At 69.1% G+C, this 18,114-nt stretch carries 13 protein-coding genes; 7 read left to right on the top strand and 6 right to left on the bottom strand.

The window, feature by feature from the left end; translation table 11 throughout:
* The first annotated feature begins 1 nt into the window (after nt 1).
* Nucleotides 2-1,132: a class I SAM-dependent methyltransferase gene (locus EV643_RS31245; protein WP_166665640.1), complete on the top strand. Its 1,131-nt coding sequence runs from the start codon at nt 2-4 to the stop codon at nt 1,130-1,132.
* Here the strand turns inward: EV643_RS31245 and EV643_RS31240 are convergent.
* The 4 genes from EV643_RS31240 to EV643_RS46015 form a co-directional block, all read right to left on the bottom strand.
* Complete coding sequence (locus tag EV643_RS31240; RefSeq protein WP_166665639.1) at nt 1,122-2,204, bottom strand: CDP-glycerol glycerophosphotransferase family protein; 1,083 nt, start codon at nt 2,202-2,204, stop codon at nt 1,122-1,124. The genes EV643_RS31245 and EV643_RS31240 overlap by 11 nt on opposite strands.
* Complete coding sequence (locus EV643_RS31235; RefSeq protein ID WP_133803768.1) at nt 2,201-3,139, bottom strand: sulfite exporter TauE/SafE family protein; 939 nt, start codon at nt 3,137-3,139, stop codon at nt 2,201-2,203. Before EV643_RS31235 ends, EV643_RS31240 begins: the two co-directional genes overlap by 4 nt.
* A 2-nt stretch (nt 3,140-3,141) precedes the next feature.
* Entirely contained in the window at nt 3,142-4,527 is a 1,386-nt protein-coding gene (gene cysC, locus EV643_RS31230) for an adenylyl-sulfate kinase (RefSeq protein WP_238165916.1), read from the bottom strand.
* A 138-nt stretch (nt 4,528-4,665) separates the two neighbouring features.
* Nucleotides 4,666-6,672, bottom strand: a complete 2,007-nt coding sequence (locus tag EV643_RS46015; RefSeq protein WP_133803767.1) for a phytase — start codon at nt 6,670-6,672, stop codon at nt 4,666-4,668.
* A gap of 251 nt (nt 6,673-6,923) precedes the next feature.
* Between EV643_RS46015 and EV643_RS31220 the strand changes: the two genes are divergently transcribed.
* The 5 genes from EV643_RS31220 to EV643_RS31200 are packed head-to-tail and all read left to right on the top strand — an operon-like array spanning nt 6,924 to nt 12,430.
* Nucleotides 6,924-8,429, top strand: coding sequence for a sugar transferase (locus EV643_RS31220; RefSeq protein WP_133803766.1), 1,506 nt, complete (start codon nt 6,924-6,926; stop codon nt 8,427-8,429).
* Nucleotides 8,429-9,385, top strand: coding sequence for a GDP-L-fucose synthase family protein (locus EV643_RS31215; RefSeq protein WP_133803765.1), 957 nt, complete (start codon nt 8,429-8,431; stop codon nt 9,383-9,385). The genes EV643_RS31220 and EV643_RS31215 overlap by 1 nt, the downstream gene beginning before the upstream one ends.
* Before the next feature lie 16 nt (nt 9,386-9,401).
* Complete coding sequence (gene gmd, locus EV643_RS31210; protein WP_133803764.1) at nt 9,402-10,385, top strand: GDP-mannose 4,6-dehydratase; 984 nt, start codon at nt 9,402-9,404, stop codon at nt 10,383-10,385.
* 3 nt (nt 10,386-10,388) lie between these two features.
* Nucleotides 10,389-11,192: a WecB/TagA/CpsF family glycosyltransferase gene (locus EV643_RS31205; protein WP_133803763.1), complete on the top strand. Its 804-nt coding sequence runs from the start codon at nt 10,389-10,391 to the stop codon at nt 11,190-11,192.
* Complete coding sequence (locus EV643_RS31200) at nt 11,189-12,430, top strand: MATE family efflux transporter (protein ID WP_133803762.1); 1,242 nt, start codon at nt 11,189-11,191, stop codon at nt 12,428-12,430. Before EV643_RS31205 ends, EV643_RS31200 begins: the two co-directional genes overlap by 4 nt.
* 70 nt (nt 12,431-12,500) lie before the next feature.
* Here the strand turns inward: EV643_RS31200 and EV643_RS31195 are convergent, their stop codons facing one another.
* Complete coding sequence (locus EV643_RS31195; RefSeq protein WP_133803761.1) at nt 12,501-14,030, bottom strand: fibronectin type III domain-containing protein; 1,530 nt, start codon at nt 14,028-14,030, stop codon at nt 12,501-12,503.
* A gap of 125 nt (nt 14,031-14,155) precedes the next feature.
* Entirely contained in the window at nt 14,156-16,354 is a 2,199-nt protein-coding gene (locus tag EV643_RS31190) for a LamG-like jellyroll fold domain-containing protein (RefSeq protein WP_133803760.1), read from the bottom strand.
* Nucleotides 16,355-16,484: 130 nt separating this feature from the next.
* Between EV643_RS31190 and EV643_RS31185 the strand changes: the two genes are divergently transcribed.
* Nucleotides 16,485-18,113, top strand: coding sequence for a Wzz/FepE/Etk N-terminal domain-containing protein (locus EV643_RS31185; RefSeq protein WP_133803759.1), 1,629 nt, complete (start codon nt 16,485-16,487; stop codon nt 18,111-18,113).
* The last annotated feature ends 1 nt before the right edge of the window (nt 18,114 follow it).

Genomic DNA, 18,114 nt, shown 5'->3' with positions numbered 1-18,114 from the left:
CATGAGCACGTTGTCTGAACTGCCTGTCGAGCAAATCGAGGAGACGCCTACGCCGTCCGCGGCCGGGGAGCTGAGTGGCCGCCTGTTCGGGCAGACCCTCGGCGCCGTCGAGTTGGTGAACGTCTACCTCGGTGTCGAGCTGGGGCTGTACCGGTCACTCACGGAGGACGGTCCCGCGACGCCTGCCGAGCTGGCCGAGAGGACCGGGATCGACGTCCGGTACGCGCAGGACTGGCTGGCCCAGCAGGCCGTCACGGGGCTGCTGACCGCCCGCGGCGACGAGCCGTCGACCGCGCTGTTCAGCCCGGCCGACGGTGTGCGCGAGACGCTGGTCGACGAGATCAGCCCGTTCTACGTGGGCGGTATGACCTACATCGCGCCCTCGGTCGGCCGTGCGCTTCCGTCGCTGGTCGCGGCGTTCCGTACCGGCGGCGGCGTGCCGTATGCGGCGTACGGCCCCGAAGCGGTGACCGCGCAGGGGGCGCTGAACCGGCCCGCGTACGAGAACTCCTTGATCGACGAGTGGCTGCCGCAGGTGCCCGATATCCAGGCCCGCCTCGCCGACACCGCCCGTCCGGCGCGCGTCGCGGATCTGGGCGCCGGTGTGGGCTGGTCGTCGATCCGGCTCGCGGAGGCGTTCCCGCACATCCGCGTCGATGGGTACGACCTGGACGAGGAGTCGATTGCCCGCGGTCGTCGGTACGTCGCCGAGCGCGGCGTCGCTGACCGGGTCGACCTCGAGGTCGCGGACATCACGCAGCCGCTGCCCGGCGGCGGGTACGACCTGGCGGTCTTCTTCGAGTGCCTGCACGACCTGCCGCATCCGGTGGCGGCGCTCGAGGTCGCCCGTCGCTCGTTGGCGCCCGGTGGCTCGGTGATCGTCATGGAGGAGCACGTCGCCGAGAGCTTCACCGCCCCCGGTGACGAAGTGGAGCGGTTCATGGCCGCTGCAGGGACGATCTGGTGCGTCCCGCAGGGCCGCATCGAGGCCGACTCGGAGGTCGTGGGGCCGCTGGACATCCGGCCCGCCGTCATGCGCCGGCTGGCCGAGCGCGCCGGTTTCGACGACGTCGAGATCCTGCCGATCGAGCACCCGTTCTGGCGGTTCTACCGCCTCGATGTCAGGAGCTGAACACCTTCTCGATCAGGCGGTCGGTGGCGTGGCCGTCGTCCAGGTGGCAGTACTTCTGGCGGAACGCGTCGTACGCCGCGGCGTGCTGGGAGCGCAGTACGTCATCGTCTCTCAGCACGTCCGTCAGTTCGGCGGAGGTGGTCACCAGGGGGCCGGGGGCCTCCTGCTCCAGGTCGAAGTAGAAGCCTCGAAGTTGATCGCGGTAGCCGGCCAGGTCGTAGGTGTAGAACACCATCGGCCGGCCGGTGACGGCGAAGTCGAACATCGTCGACGAGTAGTCGGTGATCATCACGTCGGCGGCCAGGTAGAGCGCCTGGATGTCCGGGTGGTCGCTGACGTCGAGGATGCGCGGATGACGGGGCACCGGCGACGAGGCCGCGACCAGGTGGTGGAACCGGAAGAGCAGGACGGTGTCGTCCGGCAGACCACCCAGGACTTCTTCGGCGTTGGCCGCGAGCGGGTTCGGCTGTGCACTGCCGGTCAGCGCGTCGTCTCGCCAGGTCGGGGTGTATAGGACGGCGCGGACGGATGGGCCGAGGCCGAGGTCCGCTCTAACCTTGTCGCGCAGTTCGGCGGCCGTGGGACCGGAGAGGACGTCGTTGCGCGGGTACCCGATCTCCAGCACGGAACCGGTGTACCGGAACGCCTGCCGGAACTTGTCCGTGGAGAAGTGGTTCGGCGACACCAGGTGGTCCCACCGGCACACGTCCTTGGCCAGCCGGTGCGCGTACACGTCGGCACCCACGTACTGCGCATCCGGTACGTCGAAGCCGATCCGCTTGAGCGGTGTTCCGTGCCAGAGTTGCACGTACGTCGTCCGCGAGGTCTTCAACGGATAGCGCGGCATCATGTCGTTGGACAGGAAGTACCGGGCCGAGGCGATCCGCAGGAAGTACGCCGGGGTGTTGCGAACCACCCGCTCCACGTCATCGGGAAGCTCGACCTCGGGCCCCGACACGACCCAGATCCGGCGCAGCTCCGGCCGGACCTCACCGAGTCGCTCGGACACCGCCCGCGGGCTGTCCGAGTACTTGCCCCGCCAGCTCTCGAACACGACCGTGTCACCACTCACTTGGCGGTCACCTTCTCCTTCGAAACTGACGCCCTGCTGGCGAGCAGTGGGAATCCGTGCCGGCGGCGGACGAGCATCCAGAGTGGCGGAGCGATCAGCAGAGCCATCAGCAGGACGATGCCGGTCGTGGAGTTCGGCACCCCGAGCAGCTTGAGTGCCGAGGCCAGCAGTACGAACGCCAGGATCCGCCGGATCAGGCCGCCCGGTGCGCGGGACGAGATCCGTGCGCCCAGCCAGACCCCGGGCACACAGCCGACCAGCATCGCCACCGTCAGGTCCATCTCGAAGTCCCCGAACAGCAGATGGCCGATCGCGGCCGATGCCACCAGCGGAACGGCCTGGAGGAGATCGGTACCGACCAGCTCACTCGCCTTCAGTCCCGGGTACAACGCCATCAACGCAATGATGATCAGCGAGCCGGAGCCGACCGAGGTGAGGCCGACCACCAGTCCACCGATGATGCCGACCAGCACGGTCGGCAGTGGACGAGCCGTGATCCGCGGGCGGCCCTGGGGGAGTGGTGGCAGCAGGCCGTCGCGTTTGCGAGCCCGCTCGACCAGCCGGATGTAGGCGCGAACGGTCAGGCCGGTCGCGGCGATCAGCAGGGCGACGCCGAGCGCACGCTGGATGATCGTCTGCACCTCCTCGCCGTCCCCGAGCGCCCGGGCGATCAGCACTCCACCGAACGCCGCCGGGATCGAGCCGACGCACAGCCAGCCGACCAGCTTGAGGTGGATCGTGCCGCGACGCAGGTGGACAGCCGCGCCGACCGGTTTCATCACCGCACTGGCGACCAGGTCGCTGGAGACGGCGGCCAGTGGCGGGACACCGAAGAAGAGGACGAGGACCGGTGTCATCAGTGCGCCGCCGCCCATCCCGGTCAACCCGACGACGATGCCGATCCCGAACGCTGCGGCCGCGAGTGCCAGATCCACGGTCAGCCTTTGCCCGGTCCGCGGGCCAGCCAGCCGCCCTTGACCAGGTAGTCGGTGATGACCGCGAGCGACTCGGCCGGCGACGTGCCGGAGGTGTCGATCCGGATCTCGGCGTCCATCGGTTCGTCGTACGGGTCGCTGATGCCGGTGAACTGGGTGACGACGCCCGCTCGTGCCTTGCGGTAAAGGCCCTTGACGTCGCGGCGCTCGCATTCGGCCAGCGGCGTGGCGACGTGGATGAGGACCAGATCACCGACCGCTTCGACCATCTCCCGCACGGCCGCGCGGGATTCGTCGTACGGCGCGATCGGTGCGCAGACCGCGATCCCGCCGTGCCGCGCCACCTCGGCGGCGACGAAGCCGATCCTGCGTACGTTGAGATCCCGGCCGGCCCGATCGAAGCCGAGACCGGACGACAGCATCCGGCGGACCACGTCGCCGTCGAGCAGTGTCACGGTCCGGTCGGCCTGTGCGGCCAGGTGATCCGCGAGCGCCTTCGCCAGCGTCGACTTGCCCGATCCGGACAGCCCGGTGAAGAAGACCACCAGACCTCGCGAATGCCTGGGCGGCCGCCAACGGGTCAGCACCGGCAGCACCTTCGCCAGTAACTCGTCAGGGTTGGTCGCCGGGGTCTTCCTGGCCGCCTGCACCCGTTCGAGGGCGTCGACCCAGAGCAGATCGCCGGCGTGCCGATGGACCTCGGTCGCCGGACGGGTCCGGAAGAGATGTGTGCCGTCGAGGGCGGTGGTCACCGCGGACGCGAGTGCGTCGTCTACGGCCGTGCCCCGCCAACTGATGGGCAACGGAAGGAGGGTGAACTCGGCCGGTGCGACCGCTTCGAGGCACTGCCTGAGTACTGCGGCCGGCAGACCGTCCGGGGTTGGGCCAGCGGTCGGGACCACCAGGACGACCTCGTCGCTGTCGAGCTTCCGGAGGTGCTGAAGATCTGGCTCGGTCAACGGCCGCTCGGCGACGACAACCACCCGGGACTCGCCTTGGCGCAGTGGAAGTGCCGAGGCGACCACGAGGTGCCCTTCGACCCATTCGCCATCCGGTCCGGTGGAGAGATCAGCGAGCGAGCCGACCGGAGTCGATTCGCAGTCGGCGATGATCAGACCGCCCGCGACCAGGGCCCGGTCCAGCTCGTCAGCCGTGACCGGGATCCGTACCCGTCCGGCCGAAGGCGGTTCGCCCTCGACGTCGTCGCCGAGCACGGCCAGCGGCAACCGAACCCCGAGCATCGCCAGCCGTACGTCGGCCAGCACCCGATCGCAGGGACAGACCGTCGGCCCGACCCGCGCGGCCGTCTGACCCGTCGCGGCCGACTCGGCCCGCTCGGCCCCGCGCGGATCCACGAGCAGCGGCGTACGCCTGATGTCTTCCAGCAAAACCAGCCCCCCAGCTGTGAACTGCCTGCGATCCCCGCAGGCCCCCCGCTCGACCTTCCCCCGGTGACTCTGGGTCACTCCGGTCCAGTCTCGCTTATTCGCGACCGTTCCGCCAGCAACAGTGGGTGACAGCGTCGTTCACTCTGCGGGCGCCAGGATCACGGTCCACATGGTCGCGGCGATGCTGGAGCCGGTCGCCGTCGCGGTCAGGCCGCCGTACGTCCCTTCCGGCACCGGTGCGCCGGAGTCGGCCAGTAGCGCGGTGATCCGGCCGTATCCGCTGTGGCTTCCGGCGGCCCGGACCGAAACGCCGTCCGGCGGTGCGAGCCGACTGCTGACCGAGTCCTTGTGCGTCCAGTACGAGACCGCCCAGCTCGAAGGAGAGGAGACTGCTGCCCGTGGAGTCGTGTGGCCCAATTGCCTCACCGTCTCCGCGGCGGCCGCGAAACTCGCCACGGGTGCGGTCGCCGAAGTACCCCGGTAGGCGGCGAGAACGAAGTTGCCCTTGGAGATCAAGTCCACCTGAACGCCGACCGCGGAGCCCACATCGCTGTTCGTTGCGATCCGCCACCAGGCCCGAGTGGTACTGGTCGACACGGTGACCGCACCGAGCTCCTCCCAGCCGACCGGCGCGGTGATGGCGGAAGTGGTGTTGGAGCCGAAGAAGAGCAGCAGGGTGTCTCCAGCCCGTACGGTCGACGGCACGCTGACCCGATGGTCGAGGTAGTTCGCGGCAGACATCGCCGCACCGACGAACGAGATCGTGCCCGCCTGGACCGGGACGCTCAGGGTCCGCCCGGCCTGTCCGGTCGCGCCTTCGTTGTCCGTGACCGTCAACGTCACGGTGTAGGTGCCCGGTTCGGCATAGGTGTGCTCGGCGGTGACTCCGGTCGCGGTGCCGCCGTCGCCGAAGGCCCAGCTGTACTGCGTGATCGAGCCGTCCGGGTCCGACGAGGCCGCTCCCGTCGTAGTACAGGTGAGGTCGTTGCAGTCGGCGCCGATCACGGCTCGCGGTGGCTGATTCACCGGTGCAGCCGGATCGAGGGAGACGACCCGTTCTAGCGGGACCAGCTTGAAGTTCTGGTTCCCGCTGCTGCCGGGAGCCGTGTTGCTGTCGTCCTGGCAGATGAACAGACCGGACCGGAACGAAGGCCCGAGATCAGTCGCGACCGCCGCGATGCCGTCCGTGTGCGAGCACCCGTCGACCTCCGGTCCACCGACGATCTGGTACGTCCGGACGAAGGTGTTCGCTCCTTCCCGCTCGTACACCGCATAGAAGTTGTCAACGCCGTACGGTGCTTGCGCGGACGCCAGCAGATACCCGGTGCCGTCGGGCCGGCCGACCAGGGCGAGGCCTTCGACATCGGCGAGCAGGTGACCGCCTGCGCCGACGAGTCCGTCGACCAAGGTCCGCGCCTCTGGAGTGGCCGGATCGCCCGGCTCGGCGCCGTACTTCCAGATCCCGACGTTCTCCTCGCTGAGGTACAGATCTCCGGACTCGTTGTCGGCGACGCACGACTCGACCTCCGAGCCGACCTCCCAGCTGCGGACCCGGGCGCCTTCAACCAGACCGTCCCCGTCGGCGTCGGTCAGCGCGAACTGGCTCACCTGGCCGCCGCGGGTGTTGCTGAAGGCATAGACCGCGCCGTCCTCCGGGCTCTGGTAAAGACACAGGCCCTCACCGCCGCCGGGGATGCTCCCGTCCGGCGCGTCGGTGATGTTGGTCAGCTGACGGGTCAGCGGATCGATCCGGTAGACCCGGACGCCGGCCCGATAGGTGACGACGAGATCGACGCTCCCGTTGCCCGTGCGGAAGCCTTGCAGGACGTCGACGTTGCCGAAGAAGCCCTCGGTGATCCGCTGGAGCCGGCGGCCGTCGAGGTCGTAGACCTCCAGCGCCCCGCCCTTGTCGTTGCCGATCACGGCCGAATGAGCCGGATCCGCCCGATCGACCCAGATCGCCGGATCGTCCGCGGCATCACCGCTGTGGGCGACCGGTTCGGTCTCGACCGTGGCCTGCGCGTCCCCGACCGGCTGTGCTGCCTTGGCCGGCGCGCCGAGCTGCAGTGACAGACCGGCCACCATCAAGGTGGTCAGGCAGATTGCAGTGGCCGCCCGTCCGGCAGCTGGCTTGTAGGTGTACATGAAGCCCCGCCCCCGCGCCCTGTAACCCCCAGGCGTCTCTCAGACTCTCTCGCATGAGTGCCAGGGTCAACGGGCCGGTCCCGACACCGCCGGATGAGCTGTTCGCGGCCCTGTCCAAATAGACTGTCTGTGGTGTCTCACCTACTGGCTGTATCGGCGCGGTGGTTTGACACCGCTATCTGGCAGATTGGAGACTTCCCCGGCAGAGGGGTGATTCTGCCTGAACAGGCAGCTTGAAATGAGGGACCGGTGTGAGCGGAGGTAAGCGGGTCGGCACGCCGCCGCACCCGGCCGCGGCCACCGAATTTGCGACCTGGGTCGTGCCGCACGAAGTCCCGGCGATCGTGCCGCTGCCGTCCAGTTCGACCGAGCCCCGCTGGGTCGGTGTCTACCGCTGGGCAGCCGTCGGCGGCGACCTGCTCGCCGCGGTGATCGGTATCTCGGTCGCCCTGCTCACCCGCTTCGGCTACCACGTCGGCAGCGGCTACCTGGTGATCGGCAGTCTGCTCCCGCTGGCCTGGATCGCCGTGGTCGCCTTGTCCCGCGGCTACGACTCCCGGTACTTCGGCGCCGGGCCGGACGAGTTCCGTTCCATCCTCCGCTCCGGTGTCGGCCTGACCGCCGCGCTCGCGATCGCGTCGTACGCGACCCGCAGCGAGATCGCCCGCGGATTCGTCGTCCTCGCCATCCCGGTGACCGTGGCAGCCGCGTTGGTGCTGCGCTACGCGCTGCGCAAGGACCTGCACCGGCATCGGCTGCGTGGGCGCTGCATGCACCGCGTCCTGGTGGTCGGCCGGAAGAGCCCCGCCGCGACCCTGTGCGAGCACTTGGAGAGCCGACCCACCGACGGGTACCGCGTGGTGGCGACCTGCCGACCGCGCGGTGACCACGGCGAAACCGGGCCACTGCAGGCCGACGAGCTGGACGAGGCCGACATCCTGGCCGCGGTCGACCGGCACGTCGTCGACATCGTCGCGGTGGCGACCGACCCCGACCTGGCCGGTCAGTCGCTGCGCCGGTTGTCCTGGGCGCTGGAACAGCGTGGCGTCGAGCTGATCGTGTCACCCGGCATCATCGAGGTCGCCGGTCCGCGGATCTCGGTCCGGCCGGTCGCGGGGCTGTCCCTGCTGCACCTGGAGCGGCCATCGGTGAGCGGGGGACCGCACCTGATGAAGGCCGTCTTCGACCGGGTGGTCGCGCTGACGCTGATCGCCATCCTGGCCCCGCTGCTGATCGCCCTGACGATCGCGGTGAAGATCTCCAGCCCAGGGCCGGTGCTGTTCCGCCAGCGCCGGGTCGGCCGGGCCGGCGCCGAATTCACCATGCTCAAGTTCCGCAGCATGTACTCCGACGCCGAGCAGCGCCTCGGCGACCTGTTCGCGCTGAGCGACGGCAACGGCGTCGTGTTCAAGATGCGCGACGATCCGCGGATGACGCCGCTCGGCCGGTGGATCCGCCGCTTCTCCCTCGACGAGCTGCCCCAGCTGTACAACGTGCTGCGCGGCGACATGTCCCTGGTCGGGCCACGCCCGCCGCTGTCGGAGGAAGTCGCCCTGTACGCCGCGGACGACTCCCGCCGGATGCTGGTCAAGCCCGGGATCACCGGTCTGTGGCAGGTGAGCGGCCGAAGCGACCTGTCCTGGGACGAATCGGTCCGGTTGGACCTCCGGTATGTCGACAATTGGTCGATGACGCTGGATCTGCTCATCCTCTGGAAGACCGCGCGCGCGGTCATCTACGGCGCGGGAGCCTATTGATGACCATCGATCTGCGATCCCCGGTCTATGTCGCGGGACACCGGGGCCTGGTGGGTTCCGCGATCTGGCGCCGCCTCGAAGCGGCCGGGTTCAGCCAGTTGATCGGCGCCACCTCGGCCGAGCTCGACCTGCGCGACCGGTCGGCCACGTTCGCGTTCCTGGCCGCGCACCGGCCGGCCGTGGTGATCGACGCGGCCGCCCGGGTCGGCGGCATCCTGGCCAACCGCGACCACCCGACCGAGTTCCTCAGCGACAACCTGCGCATCCAGGTGAACCTGATGGACGCCTGCCTCGAGGTCCGGACGCCGCGGCTGCTGTTCCTCGGTTCGTCCTGTATCTACCCGAAGTACGCCGAGCAGCCGATCCGCGAGTCCAGCCTGCTGACCGGTGAACTCGAGCCGACCAACGACGCGTACGCGATCGCCAAGATCGCCGGCCTCCTGCAGGTCCAAGCCGTGCGAAGGCAATACGGTTTGAACTGGATCTCCGCGATGCCGACCAACCTGTACGGGCCGAACGACAACTTCGACCTGACCAGCTCGCACGTGCTGCCGGCCCTGATCCGCCGGTTCCACGACGCCAAGGAGTCCGGCGCCGAAGAGGTCGTGCTGTGGGGGACCGGGACGCCGCGGCGGGAGTTCCTGCACGTCGACGACCTGGCCGACGCGTGCCTGTTCCTGCTGGAGCACTACGATGACCCGGCGCCGATCAACGTCGGCGTCGGCACCGACGTGACGATCCGCGAGCTGGCCGAGCTGGTCGCCCGGGCGGTCGGCTACACCGGCGCCATCGGCAACGACCCGTCGAAACCGGACGGCACGCCGCGCAAGCTGCTCGACGTCAGCCGGTTGCAGGCGCTGGGCTGGAAACCCGCCATCGAGCTCGAAGCCGGTGTCGCGAGCACTTACGCCTGGTACCTCAGCCAGATCGGGGCGGCGGGGTGGGCAAGGAAATGATGCAGAAGGGTGTCGCATGAGGAAGGCCCTGATCACGGGGATCACCGGGCAGGACGGCTCTTATCTGGCCGAACTGCTGCTGGCCAAGGGGTACGAGGTGCACGGCCTGATCCGCCGGGCCAGCACCTTCAACACCCACCGGATCAACCACCTCTACACCGACCCGCACGAGCCGGACAAGCGGTTGTTCCTGCACTACGGCGACCTGACCGACGGGTCCCGCCTGGTCACGCTGCTGGCCTCGATCCAGCCGGACGAGGTCTACCACCTGGCCGCGCAGAGCCACGTCCGGGTCAGCTTCGACGAACCGGAGTACACCGGTGACACCACCGGGATGGGTACCACCCGGCTGCTCGAGGCGATCCGGATGATCGGGCTGAACTGCCGGTTCTACCAGGCCAGCAGTTCGGAGATGTTCGGCGCCAGCCCGCCGCCGCAGAACGAGCAGACCGCCTTCTACCCGCGCTCGCCGTACGGCGCTGCCAAGGTCTACAGCTACTGGATGGCCCGCAACTACCGCGAGGCCTACGACATGTTCGCGGTGAACGGGATCCTGTTCAACCACGAGAGCCCGCGCCGCGGCGAGACCTTCGTGACCCGCAAGATCACCCGGGCGGTGGCGCGGATCAAGCTCGGCCTGGAGCAGCGGCTCTACCTCGGCAACCTGGACGCCTGCCGCGACTGGGGCTACGCACCGGAGTACGTCGAGGGCATGTGGCGGATGCTGCAGCACCACGAGCCGGCCGACTACGTGATCGCCACCGGTACGTCGTACTCGGTGCGCGACTTCGTCTCGCTGGCGTTCCGGCACGCGGGGATGGACTGGGAGCAGTACGTCGACTACGACGCCCGGTACGTTCGGCCGACCGAGGTGGACTCGCTGGTCGGTGACGCCTCCAAGGCGCAGGTGGAGCTCGGCTGGAAGGCCCAGGTGCACGTGCCGGAGCTGGTCCAGATCATGGTGGACGCCGATCTCGCCGCGCTGACCGAAGAGGACTGAGAGATGACTGCGGAACTGACCGGCCCCAGGACCGTTGCGAGGACCTCGGCGGGTCGGCATGCGCGGGTCGACGTGCTGGGGATCCACGTCAGCGTCACCGATATGGACGACACGGTCGAGACGTTCGACCGGTGGATCGCGGGCGGTGACCGGCAGCTGGTGTGCGTCTCGGACATGAACGCGCTGCTGCAGGCCCGGGCCGACGAGCGGCTCACGGAGCTCTACAACACGTCCGGGATGACCCTGCCCGACGGGATGCCGTTGGTGTGGGCCGGGAGGAAGGCCGGGTTCGACCGGATGGCCCGGGTCTGCGGACCGGATCTGCTCGAACGGGTGATGGCGGAGGCGGCCGAGCGCGGTTGGTCGCAGTACTTCTACGGCGGTGCCGACGGCGTGGCCGAGCAGTTGCGGGAGACCTTCGTCGCGCGACACCCGGAGCTCGAGGTCGCGGGTGTCCACTGCCCGCCGTACCGGGAGCTGTCGGCGCAGGAGGATGCCGAGATCGTCGACCGGATCAACGAGGCGAAACCGGACATCGTCTGGGTCGGTCTGGGCGCGCCGAAACAGGAGCGCTGGATGGCCGAGCACCGGGAGCGGCTGGACGCCGCGATCCTGATCGGGGTCGGCGCCGCGTTCGACTTCCACACCGGCAGGGTCGACCGGGCGCCGCTGTGGATGCAGCGGTCCGGCCTGGAGTGGAGCTACCGGCTCGCCAAGGAACCCCGCCGGCTCTGGCGGCGCTACGTGCTGGGCATTCCGCGGTTCGGCGCCGGGATCCTGCGGCGGCCGCCCAGACCAGTTTCTTGAAGCTCAGGAGATTTGCCGGACCGGCGAGCCGGGCTGGGTGGGGGCTGGCCGACCAGGGCCTGTCCAGCCTCAGCAATCTCGCCGTCGGCGTCCTGGTCGCGCGCAGCGGCAGCGTGGCCGATTTCGGCGTCTACGCACTCGCCTTCGGCGGCTACACGATCGCCCTGAACGTCTCCCGTGCCCTCGCCACCGAACCCATGAGTGTCCGGCACTCCGGCAGGCGCAGCCCATCGTGGGAACGCGCGGTCAGAGCCAGTACTGCGACCGCACTCGTGGCCGGTGTGGTCGCGTTGCTCATCGGGCTGGGGATCGCGGCGTTTCCGGGGGTGCCGTCCAGGACGGTTGTCATCGCGTTCGCCGTGACCATGCCGGGGTTGTTGCTGCAGGACGCCTGGCGGTGGGCGTTCTTCGTCGTCGGGGACGGGCGGCGCGCCTTCGTCAACGACCTGATCTGGTTGCTGGCGATGGGCGTGCTCTTCGCCGGGCTGTATCTGACCGGCTCGGCAACGGCCTTCTCGTTGACCCTGTGCTGGGGGCTTGGCGCTGTCGTGGCGGCCGTGGCCGGGCGGTTCCAGGCGGGGGTGTCTCCGCGGTTCCAGTTGGTCCGGGAGTGGCTGCGGGCGCATCGGGACCTGACCCCGAAGTACGTCGGGGAGATGCTCGCCGTGAGCGGAACGATCCAGGTCTACATGCTCGCGATCACCGGGCTCGCCGGGATTGCGGCTGTCTCAGGGATCCGGGGCGCGCAGGTCTTGCTGGGTCCGGTGAACGTACTCAACCAGGGGATCCGCGCGTTCGCCGTACCGGAGGCTGCGCGCGCGTTGCAGCATTCGTACCGGCGGTTGTGGCGGGTCGGGCTGGTGGTCTCGTTCGGCGTCGGCGCGGGGGCGCTGGCCTGGGGTGCAGTGTTCTTGCTGCTGCCCGATGTCGTCGGCCGGGAGTTGCTTGGGCCGGGTGTCTGGGCCGAGGCGCATGCCGTGATGATCCCGGTCATCCTGTTGCAAGCATTTGGTGCCTCGAACGCGGGCGCCTTCGCCATTCTGCGTGCGCTGGCGGCCGCTTCGCGTGGGCTGTGGGTCCGCCTGACCTCGTCGGTCATCCTGATCACGGCGGCCAGTACAGGTGCCGCGCTGGGCGGCGCGGAGGGTGCCGCCTGGGGATTGGCGGCTGCCGCCTTCTGCACCTTGCTGCTCTGGTGGTACCAAGCCCACCGCGCCCTCGCCGCTCACCGCCCCTGAACGCACTTGCGTCCGAAGAACCGCGGCCTGTAGCGCTCGGTTCTTCGGACGCAAGAAGGGGTTGGAGGGGTTACTTGACGGTGATGGGGGTGGAGTTGGCCGACTTCACCACGCTGGCACCGTCGAGGACCTCCACGCGGTAGGTGACCGACTGGCCGCTCGTCGCGCCCGAGTCGGTGTAGGTCACCTGCTGCGGGTCCTGCCAGGAGTAGGTGTTCCGGTTCCACTGACCGACCAGCCGGGTGCCCTCGTAGAGCTTGTAGGTCAGCGTGATGTTGTCCGGATCGACGACCGTCTTGAAGGACAGGCCGACCTTCCCCGTCACCGGGCTGTTCGACAGCGGCGCCGCCGGAGCCGGAGCCTTCGCACCGGGGGAGGCGTTGGTGAACCGGCCGACACCCTGCTGGGCGACCCCGTTGACCTTGAGGAAGTCACCGCCGACCCACAGCTCCGTCGGGCTGGCGGCCATCGCCAGCGGACCGACCTTGGTGCTGCTGTTCGGGTCCGCGTCGGTGTTCGGGAACCACGGACCGAGCTTGCCGGTCACCCCGCTGTGCACCAGCAGGTAGTGGGTGCCGGAGCCGTCCTCGAAGTAGCCAGGGTCGTCGGCGCTGCAGTCGTGCGCGTGCGAACCCTTGTAGAGCCAGTTGCCGATCGCCTTGATCGCCTCGGTCGCGCCCAGGCACTTGCTCTGCCAGAGCAGCTTCCCGGTGGCCACGTCGGCGGCCAGGATGCCGTCGTAGCAGCCCGTGCCGTCGCCGCCATTGGACACGAACACCTTCGAGCCGTAGGTGTCGATGTCCTTCACCCGGGTGGTGCAGACCGCGGTCGGCTTGGGAATCGCCGACTCCGCGGGCATCGCGTAGGGGATGCCGGTGGAGTTGTTCAGGGCAACGAGGGTGTTGTGGGCCTGGCCGCGAACGGTGGTGAACGGACCCCCGGCGTACACCTTCGTGCCGTTGTCGGCGACGTCGATCGCGTAGACCTCGTTGTTGGCGTTCGGGTTCCACGGCATCAGCGCGCCGCCGTTCAGCGTCACGGCCGCCAGCCGGTTCCGGACGATGCCGGACACCTTGCCGAACGAACCGCCGAAGAAGACGCTGTTGCCGTAGATCGCAACCGCCTTGACCCGGTAGCTGACCGACGGCGCGAAGCTGGCCAGTGCGCCGGTGGCGGCGTTGAACATCGCGATCCGGTGCCGCGGCTTGCCGTTCACGGTGGTGAAGTCGCCGCCGACGACGATCCACTTGCCGTCCAGGCTGGGCGCGATACTCCAGACAGCGCCGTTCAGGGTCGGCGCGAAGCTGGTCGCGTTGCCGGTGGTCCGGCTGAAGGCGGCCAGGTACGTGCGGACCGCCTCACCTTGACCGGCCGGTTTGCCCGGCGGCCGGACCCGGGTGAAGAGTCCCCCCACAAAGACGCTGCCGCCGGCGATCGCGAGCGCGTTCACCGGCTTGTTCGTCTGCCATGAATTCTGTTTGACCGCCGAAACAGCGGAACCGTACCCGGGCGCGGCCGCCTCAACCGGCGCTCCGGGGCGAATCAACGCCGCAGCGACAACGGCTACGACGGTGACTCCGATCAGAACAAGCTTCTTCATCAACTTCCTCAGGACTCAGCGGGCGGGCTTTGTGGCACGCGCGAATCTAGCGTTGCGTGGGTGCCACAGGAACCCGATCTCGCCGCAGCGTTATGACGTTGTGCTATTACCGCCTGACCGTCCGCTCAGCGTGCTTGGTAGTGCGCGAGGATCCGGTCGGCGCCGAGTGCGTACGGATACACCGCGGCCTCGTCGATGACCATTCCGGTCTGACTCGCTCCACCACCGGACCAACTGCCGGTGTTGTCGTACCCGACCCGCCACCAGCCGTAGTACAGGGCGGCCGTTCCGATCGTCTGGCTGCCGGCCAGCTCGCCGTCGACGTACAGCTTCATGGAACCGTTCTCGTAGGTGCCGACGACGTGATGCCACTGGCTGTTGTTGTAGCCCGACGAGCTGCTGATCGTGCGCCGGCTGCCGTCGTTCACGCCGAACGTGATGGTGCCGTTGCTGCGCAGGTAGAGCATCCGGTCGCCACCTCCTCCGCTGTTACCGGTGCGTGAGTTGCCGAAGCCGATGATCCGGCCGCCGCGCAGGAAGCTCTGCTTGACCCAGGCCTCGACGGTGAACTCCTGCGGGAAGCTGTACGCCTTCTCGCCGACCATCCGGCCGCTGCTCGAGCTGGTGGTGGCCGCGGTGTTCCCGGCGATCGCGCCGGACGTGCCGAGCGTCATCCCGGTGTACGTGCCGTTGTTGCTCTGCCCGGACGTGTCGACGGAAGTGGTGGTGCCCAGGGGTTCACCGAGCCGCCAGTATGCCTGTGGTCCGTCCGAACCGATGAGCTGCTCGTACGCCGTGACCGGGGTGCTCGCCACCGTGACGGGGTCGGAGTAGTTGCCGCGCAACGTAGTACTGCCGTCGGTGACCTCGACCCGGTAGTTCGTCACCTCACCCGGGGACACGTTGGTGTCGGTGTAGTGCAACCAGGGCCGGTACCACGGTGTCGACGTGGCCGACCACGTGGCGATTGTGGTGTTGCTGAATCCCTTGAGCAGCCGGTAGGTCAGCGTGCTGTCGTCGTTGTCCACAACGGTGGGGAAGTGGACCTGTACGACGCCCGGCTGCACGCTGAACGGCAGCAGCTTGGCCGGTTTGGCCGGGCCGGCACCCGGGCCCGCATTGGTGAAGTGGGCCAGGCCCTGCTGTCCGACGCCGTTGGTGGTGGTGAAGTCGCCACCGACCCACAGGTCCGAGCCGCCGGTCGCGAACGCGAGCGGACCGACCTCGGTGGGCGGACCGGCGTTGGTGTTCGGGAACCACGGGCCTAGCTTGCCGTCGGTCGGCGACTGGCTGAGCAGGAACCGGTAGCCGAAGCCCTGCGGGAACCCGCCCGCGCCGTTGTACGCGCAGTCGTGTGCGTGCGAGCCCTTGTAGAGCCAGCCGTTGACCACCTTGACGGCCTCGGTGGCGCCGAGGCACTCGTTCTTCCAGTCCAGCTCGCCGGTCGAGATGTCCGCGGCCCAGGTGCCGTCGAAACAACCGGACCCGTCACCGCCGTTGCCGAAGTACACCTTGTCGCCGCTGGCGTCGATCGCCTTGACCCGGCTCACGCAGGAGGTGGGGACCGCCGAGGCGGCCGGGAACGGCAGCACCGTGCCGGTGACCGGGTCGAGGCTGGAGACCGTGTTCTGGCTGATGCCGTTGACGGTGCTGAACTGACCGCCGGCGTACACCTTCGAGCCGTCGTCGGCCACGTCCACGGCGTACACGTCGCCGTCGGTGGCCGGTGCCCAGGGCAACAACGTGCCGAGGTCGGCGCTGACCGCGGCGAGCCGGGGACGGCTGGTTCCGTTCACGAGGCCGAACGAGCCGCCGAAGTACACGGTGCCGCCGTCGGGGGAGACGGCGATCGTCTTGACCCGGTAGGAGACCGACGGTTTCCAGTCCGCCACAAGCGCACCGGTGGCGGTGTCGAAGGCGGCGATCCGGTTGCGGGTGACGCCGTTGACGGTGGTGAAGTCGCCACCGACGAAGACGCGGGACCCGTCCGGCGACGCGGCGACGGCGTACACCTGTCCGTCGAGGGCCGGAGTGAACGAGGAGATGAGGTCGCCGCTGCTCGCGTCGAAGGCGGCCAGGTAGGCCTGACCGACCTCGTTGCTGCCCTGCGGCGAGCCTGGCGGCCGGACACTGGTGAAGCGGCCACCGGCGTACGCCGCGCCCGCCGCGACGGCCAGGCCCTGGACGCTGCCGTTGGTCTGCCACACCGGACTGTCGGCGGCCGACAGCGATGCACTGATGCTCTGTGCCGGCGTCGGCGCCAGCAGGCTGGTCAGTAGGACGCCCACTGCTGCAAGGCGTGCGAACTGGCTAGTCTTCTTCATCTTGCGATGTCCCCCACCCATGGTTTTGCACTGATACCCCGTGACCCCGGAGCAGAGGATATCCTGTGCTCCGGTAAGAAGTCGGTCACCGCAAGTGATCACGCACAGGTACTCCGGTAAGGGGGACCGGATGGAACCGGGAACAGTGGTCTGGCGGGACACCGCCCAGTCCCTGCTGCGGCACAAGTGGCTGATCGTCGGCTGCATCCTGCTCGGCATCGTCGGGGCATCCTTCTACTCCCTCTCCCAGACCACGCGCTGGACCGCCTCGAGCCAGGTCGTCATCGGTCCCGCCGTACCACCGGCTCTGGTCGGCAAGCTGCCCAGCGGCACCGACAAGACCGGCCCGCTCGGGATGGACCTGCCGGCCGAGACGCAGGCGCGGGTGATGTCCAGTCCGACCCTGCTCCGCGAGGTTGCCAAGTCGCTCGACCTGCCGACCGACGACGACTCGGTCCAGGAGCTCGCCACCGCGACCCGGGTCAAGGCCGTCACCGACAACGCGTACCTGGTCACCACCGACGGCCCGACCGCTTCGGAGGCGGTACGCCGGGCCAACGCGATCTCGAGCATCTACCTGACCCAGCGGAGCAACGAGGCGAAGGCGCTGCTCACCACATTGGCCGGGCAGGCACAGGACAGATCCCGAACCGCGACGGCCCAGTCGAAGAGCCTGGTCAGCCAGATCTCGGAGGCAGTCGCGCGAGGCGACACCCAGACCGCGGCAGCCCTGCGCGACCAGCGGGTCGGGCTGGCGACCGAGGCCCGGCAGGCCGCCGACGACGCCTCCGCGATGCGCAAGGCGCTGTCCGGTGTCGGTTCGAGCAGCCAACTCGTCTCACCGGCCACCTCGGACACGGCCATGTCGTCGCCCAAGGTCGCCCGGGACATCTTGGTCGGCGCGATCCTCGGCCTTGTGATGGGCTTCGGCCTGGCGCTGCTCAGCACCCATCTGAGCCCGTACGTCCTGACCCGCGACCAGGCCGCCAAGGCAGCCGGCGCACCGGTCATCACCGCCTCCGTCGGCCGCCGCCGCTTCGGCCGCCGCGCCGCTCCGCAACTGCCGCTGTACGAACTGACCGCGCTCGGCGCCGAGGCCAGTGGCGCACTGGCCCGCCGCGAGCTCAACCCGCGCGGTATCGCGGCCAGCGGGGGAGCGCTGCTGGTCGTGTCCGCCTCGCCGACACCGAACTCGGCCGGTATCGCCCTGGCGATGGCCGAGGCGAGCGCGCGGGACGGCCGGGAGACGGTGATGATCCTCGCGGACCTGCTGGGCAGCCCGGTTCTCTCCCAGGTCGACGACTACGAGGGCCTGACCGATCTCGTCGTCGAACCGCCCGCGACCCGCGCGGCCCGGGCCCGCAAGCTGCTCCGCCCTGGCACGGTGGCTGACCTGTACGTCCTGCCGCCCGGGCTGAACCAGGAGGAGACCGCGGTTGCCGTCGGCCCGTCGCTGGTCCCGGGCATCGTGGCGGACTTCCCGCCGGGGTACTCGGTCGTCATCCACGGTCCCGCCTCGGTCGGCCGGCACGGGATCACCCCACTCGCGGCAGCGGTCGACGCGTCGATCCTGGTGGTCCAGGTCGGACACGACAAGGACATGGACGTCACCCGCCTCACGGGTGCTCTCGCGTTCGCCGGTGCGCCCGTCCTTGGCGTAGTACTGATCGGCGCCTCCCAGCACGACGAAACCCTGGGCATCCCGGTCAACATCGTCGCGCCCGAACCGCTCCACGCACCACCACCCCCGATCCGCTGAC

Origin of the sequence: Kribbella caucasensis, assembly GCF_004361855.1 — a bacterium.
GTDB classification, from domain to species: domain Bacteria; phylum Actinomycetota; class Actinomycetes; order Propionibacteriales; family Kribbellaceae; genus Kribbella; species Kribbella caucasensis.
Note: the sequence above shows the minus strand (reverse complement) of the source record. Positions and strands in the feature narration are given on the sequence as shown.

Bases quoted from the DNA above. Each gene is read 5' to 3' on its own strand.
- EV643_RS31185 (WP_133803759.1), top strand. From the start codon at position 16,485: ATGGAACCGGGAACAGTGGTCTGGCGGGACACCGCCCAGTCCCTGCTG.
- EV643_RS46015 (WP_133803767.1), bottom strand. From the start codon at position 6,672: ATGTACACCTACAAGCCAGCTGCCGGACGGGCGGCCACTGCAATCTGC.
- EV643_RS31215 (WP_133803765.1), top strand. From the start codon at position 8,429: ATGACCATCGATCTGCGATCCCCGGTCTATGTCGCGGGACACCGGGGC.
- gmd (WP_133803764.1), top strand. From the start codon at position 9,402: ATGAGGAAGGCCCTGATCACGGGGATCACCGGGCAGGACGGCTCTTAT.
- EV643_RS31195 (WP_133803761.1), bottom strand. From the start codon at position 14,030: ATGAAGAAGCTTGTTCTGATCGGAGTCACCGTCGTAGCCGTTGTCGCT.
- EV643_RS31190 (WP_133803760.1), bottom strand. From the start codon at position 16,354: ATGAAGAAGACTAGCCAGTTCGCACGCCTTGCAGCAGTGGGCGTCCTA.
- EV643_RS31245 (WP_166665640.1), top strand. From the start codon at position 2: ATGAGCACGTTGTCTGAACTGCCTGTCGAGCAAATCGAGGAGACGCCT.
- EV643_RS31205 (WP_133803763.1), top strand. From the start codon at position 10,389: ATGACTGCGGAACTGACCGGCCCCAGGACCGTTGCGAGGACCTCGGCG.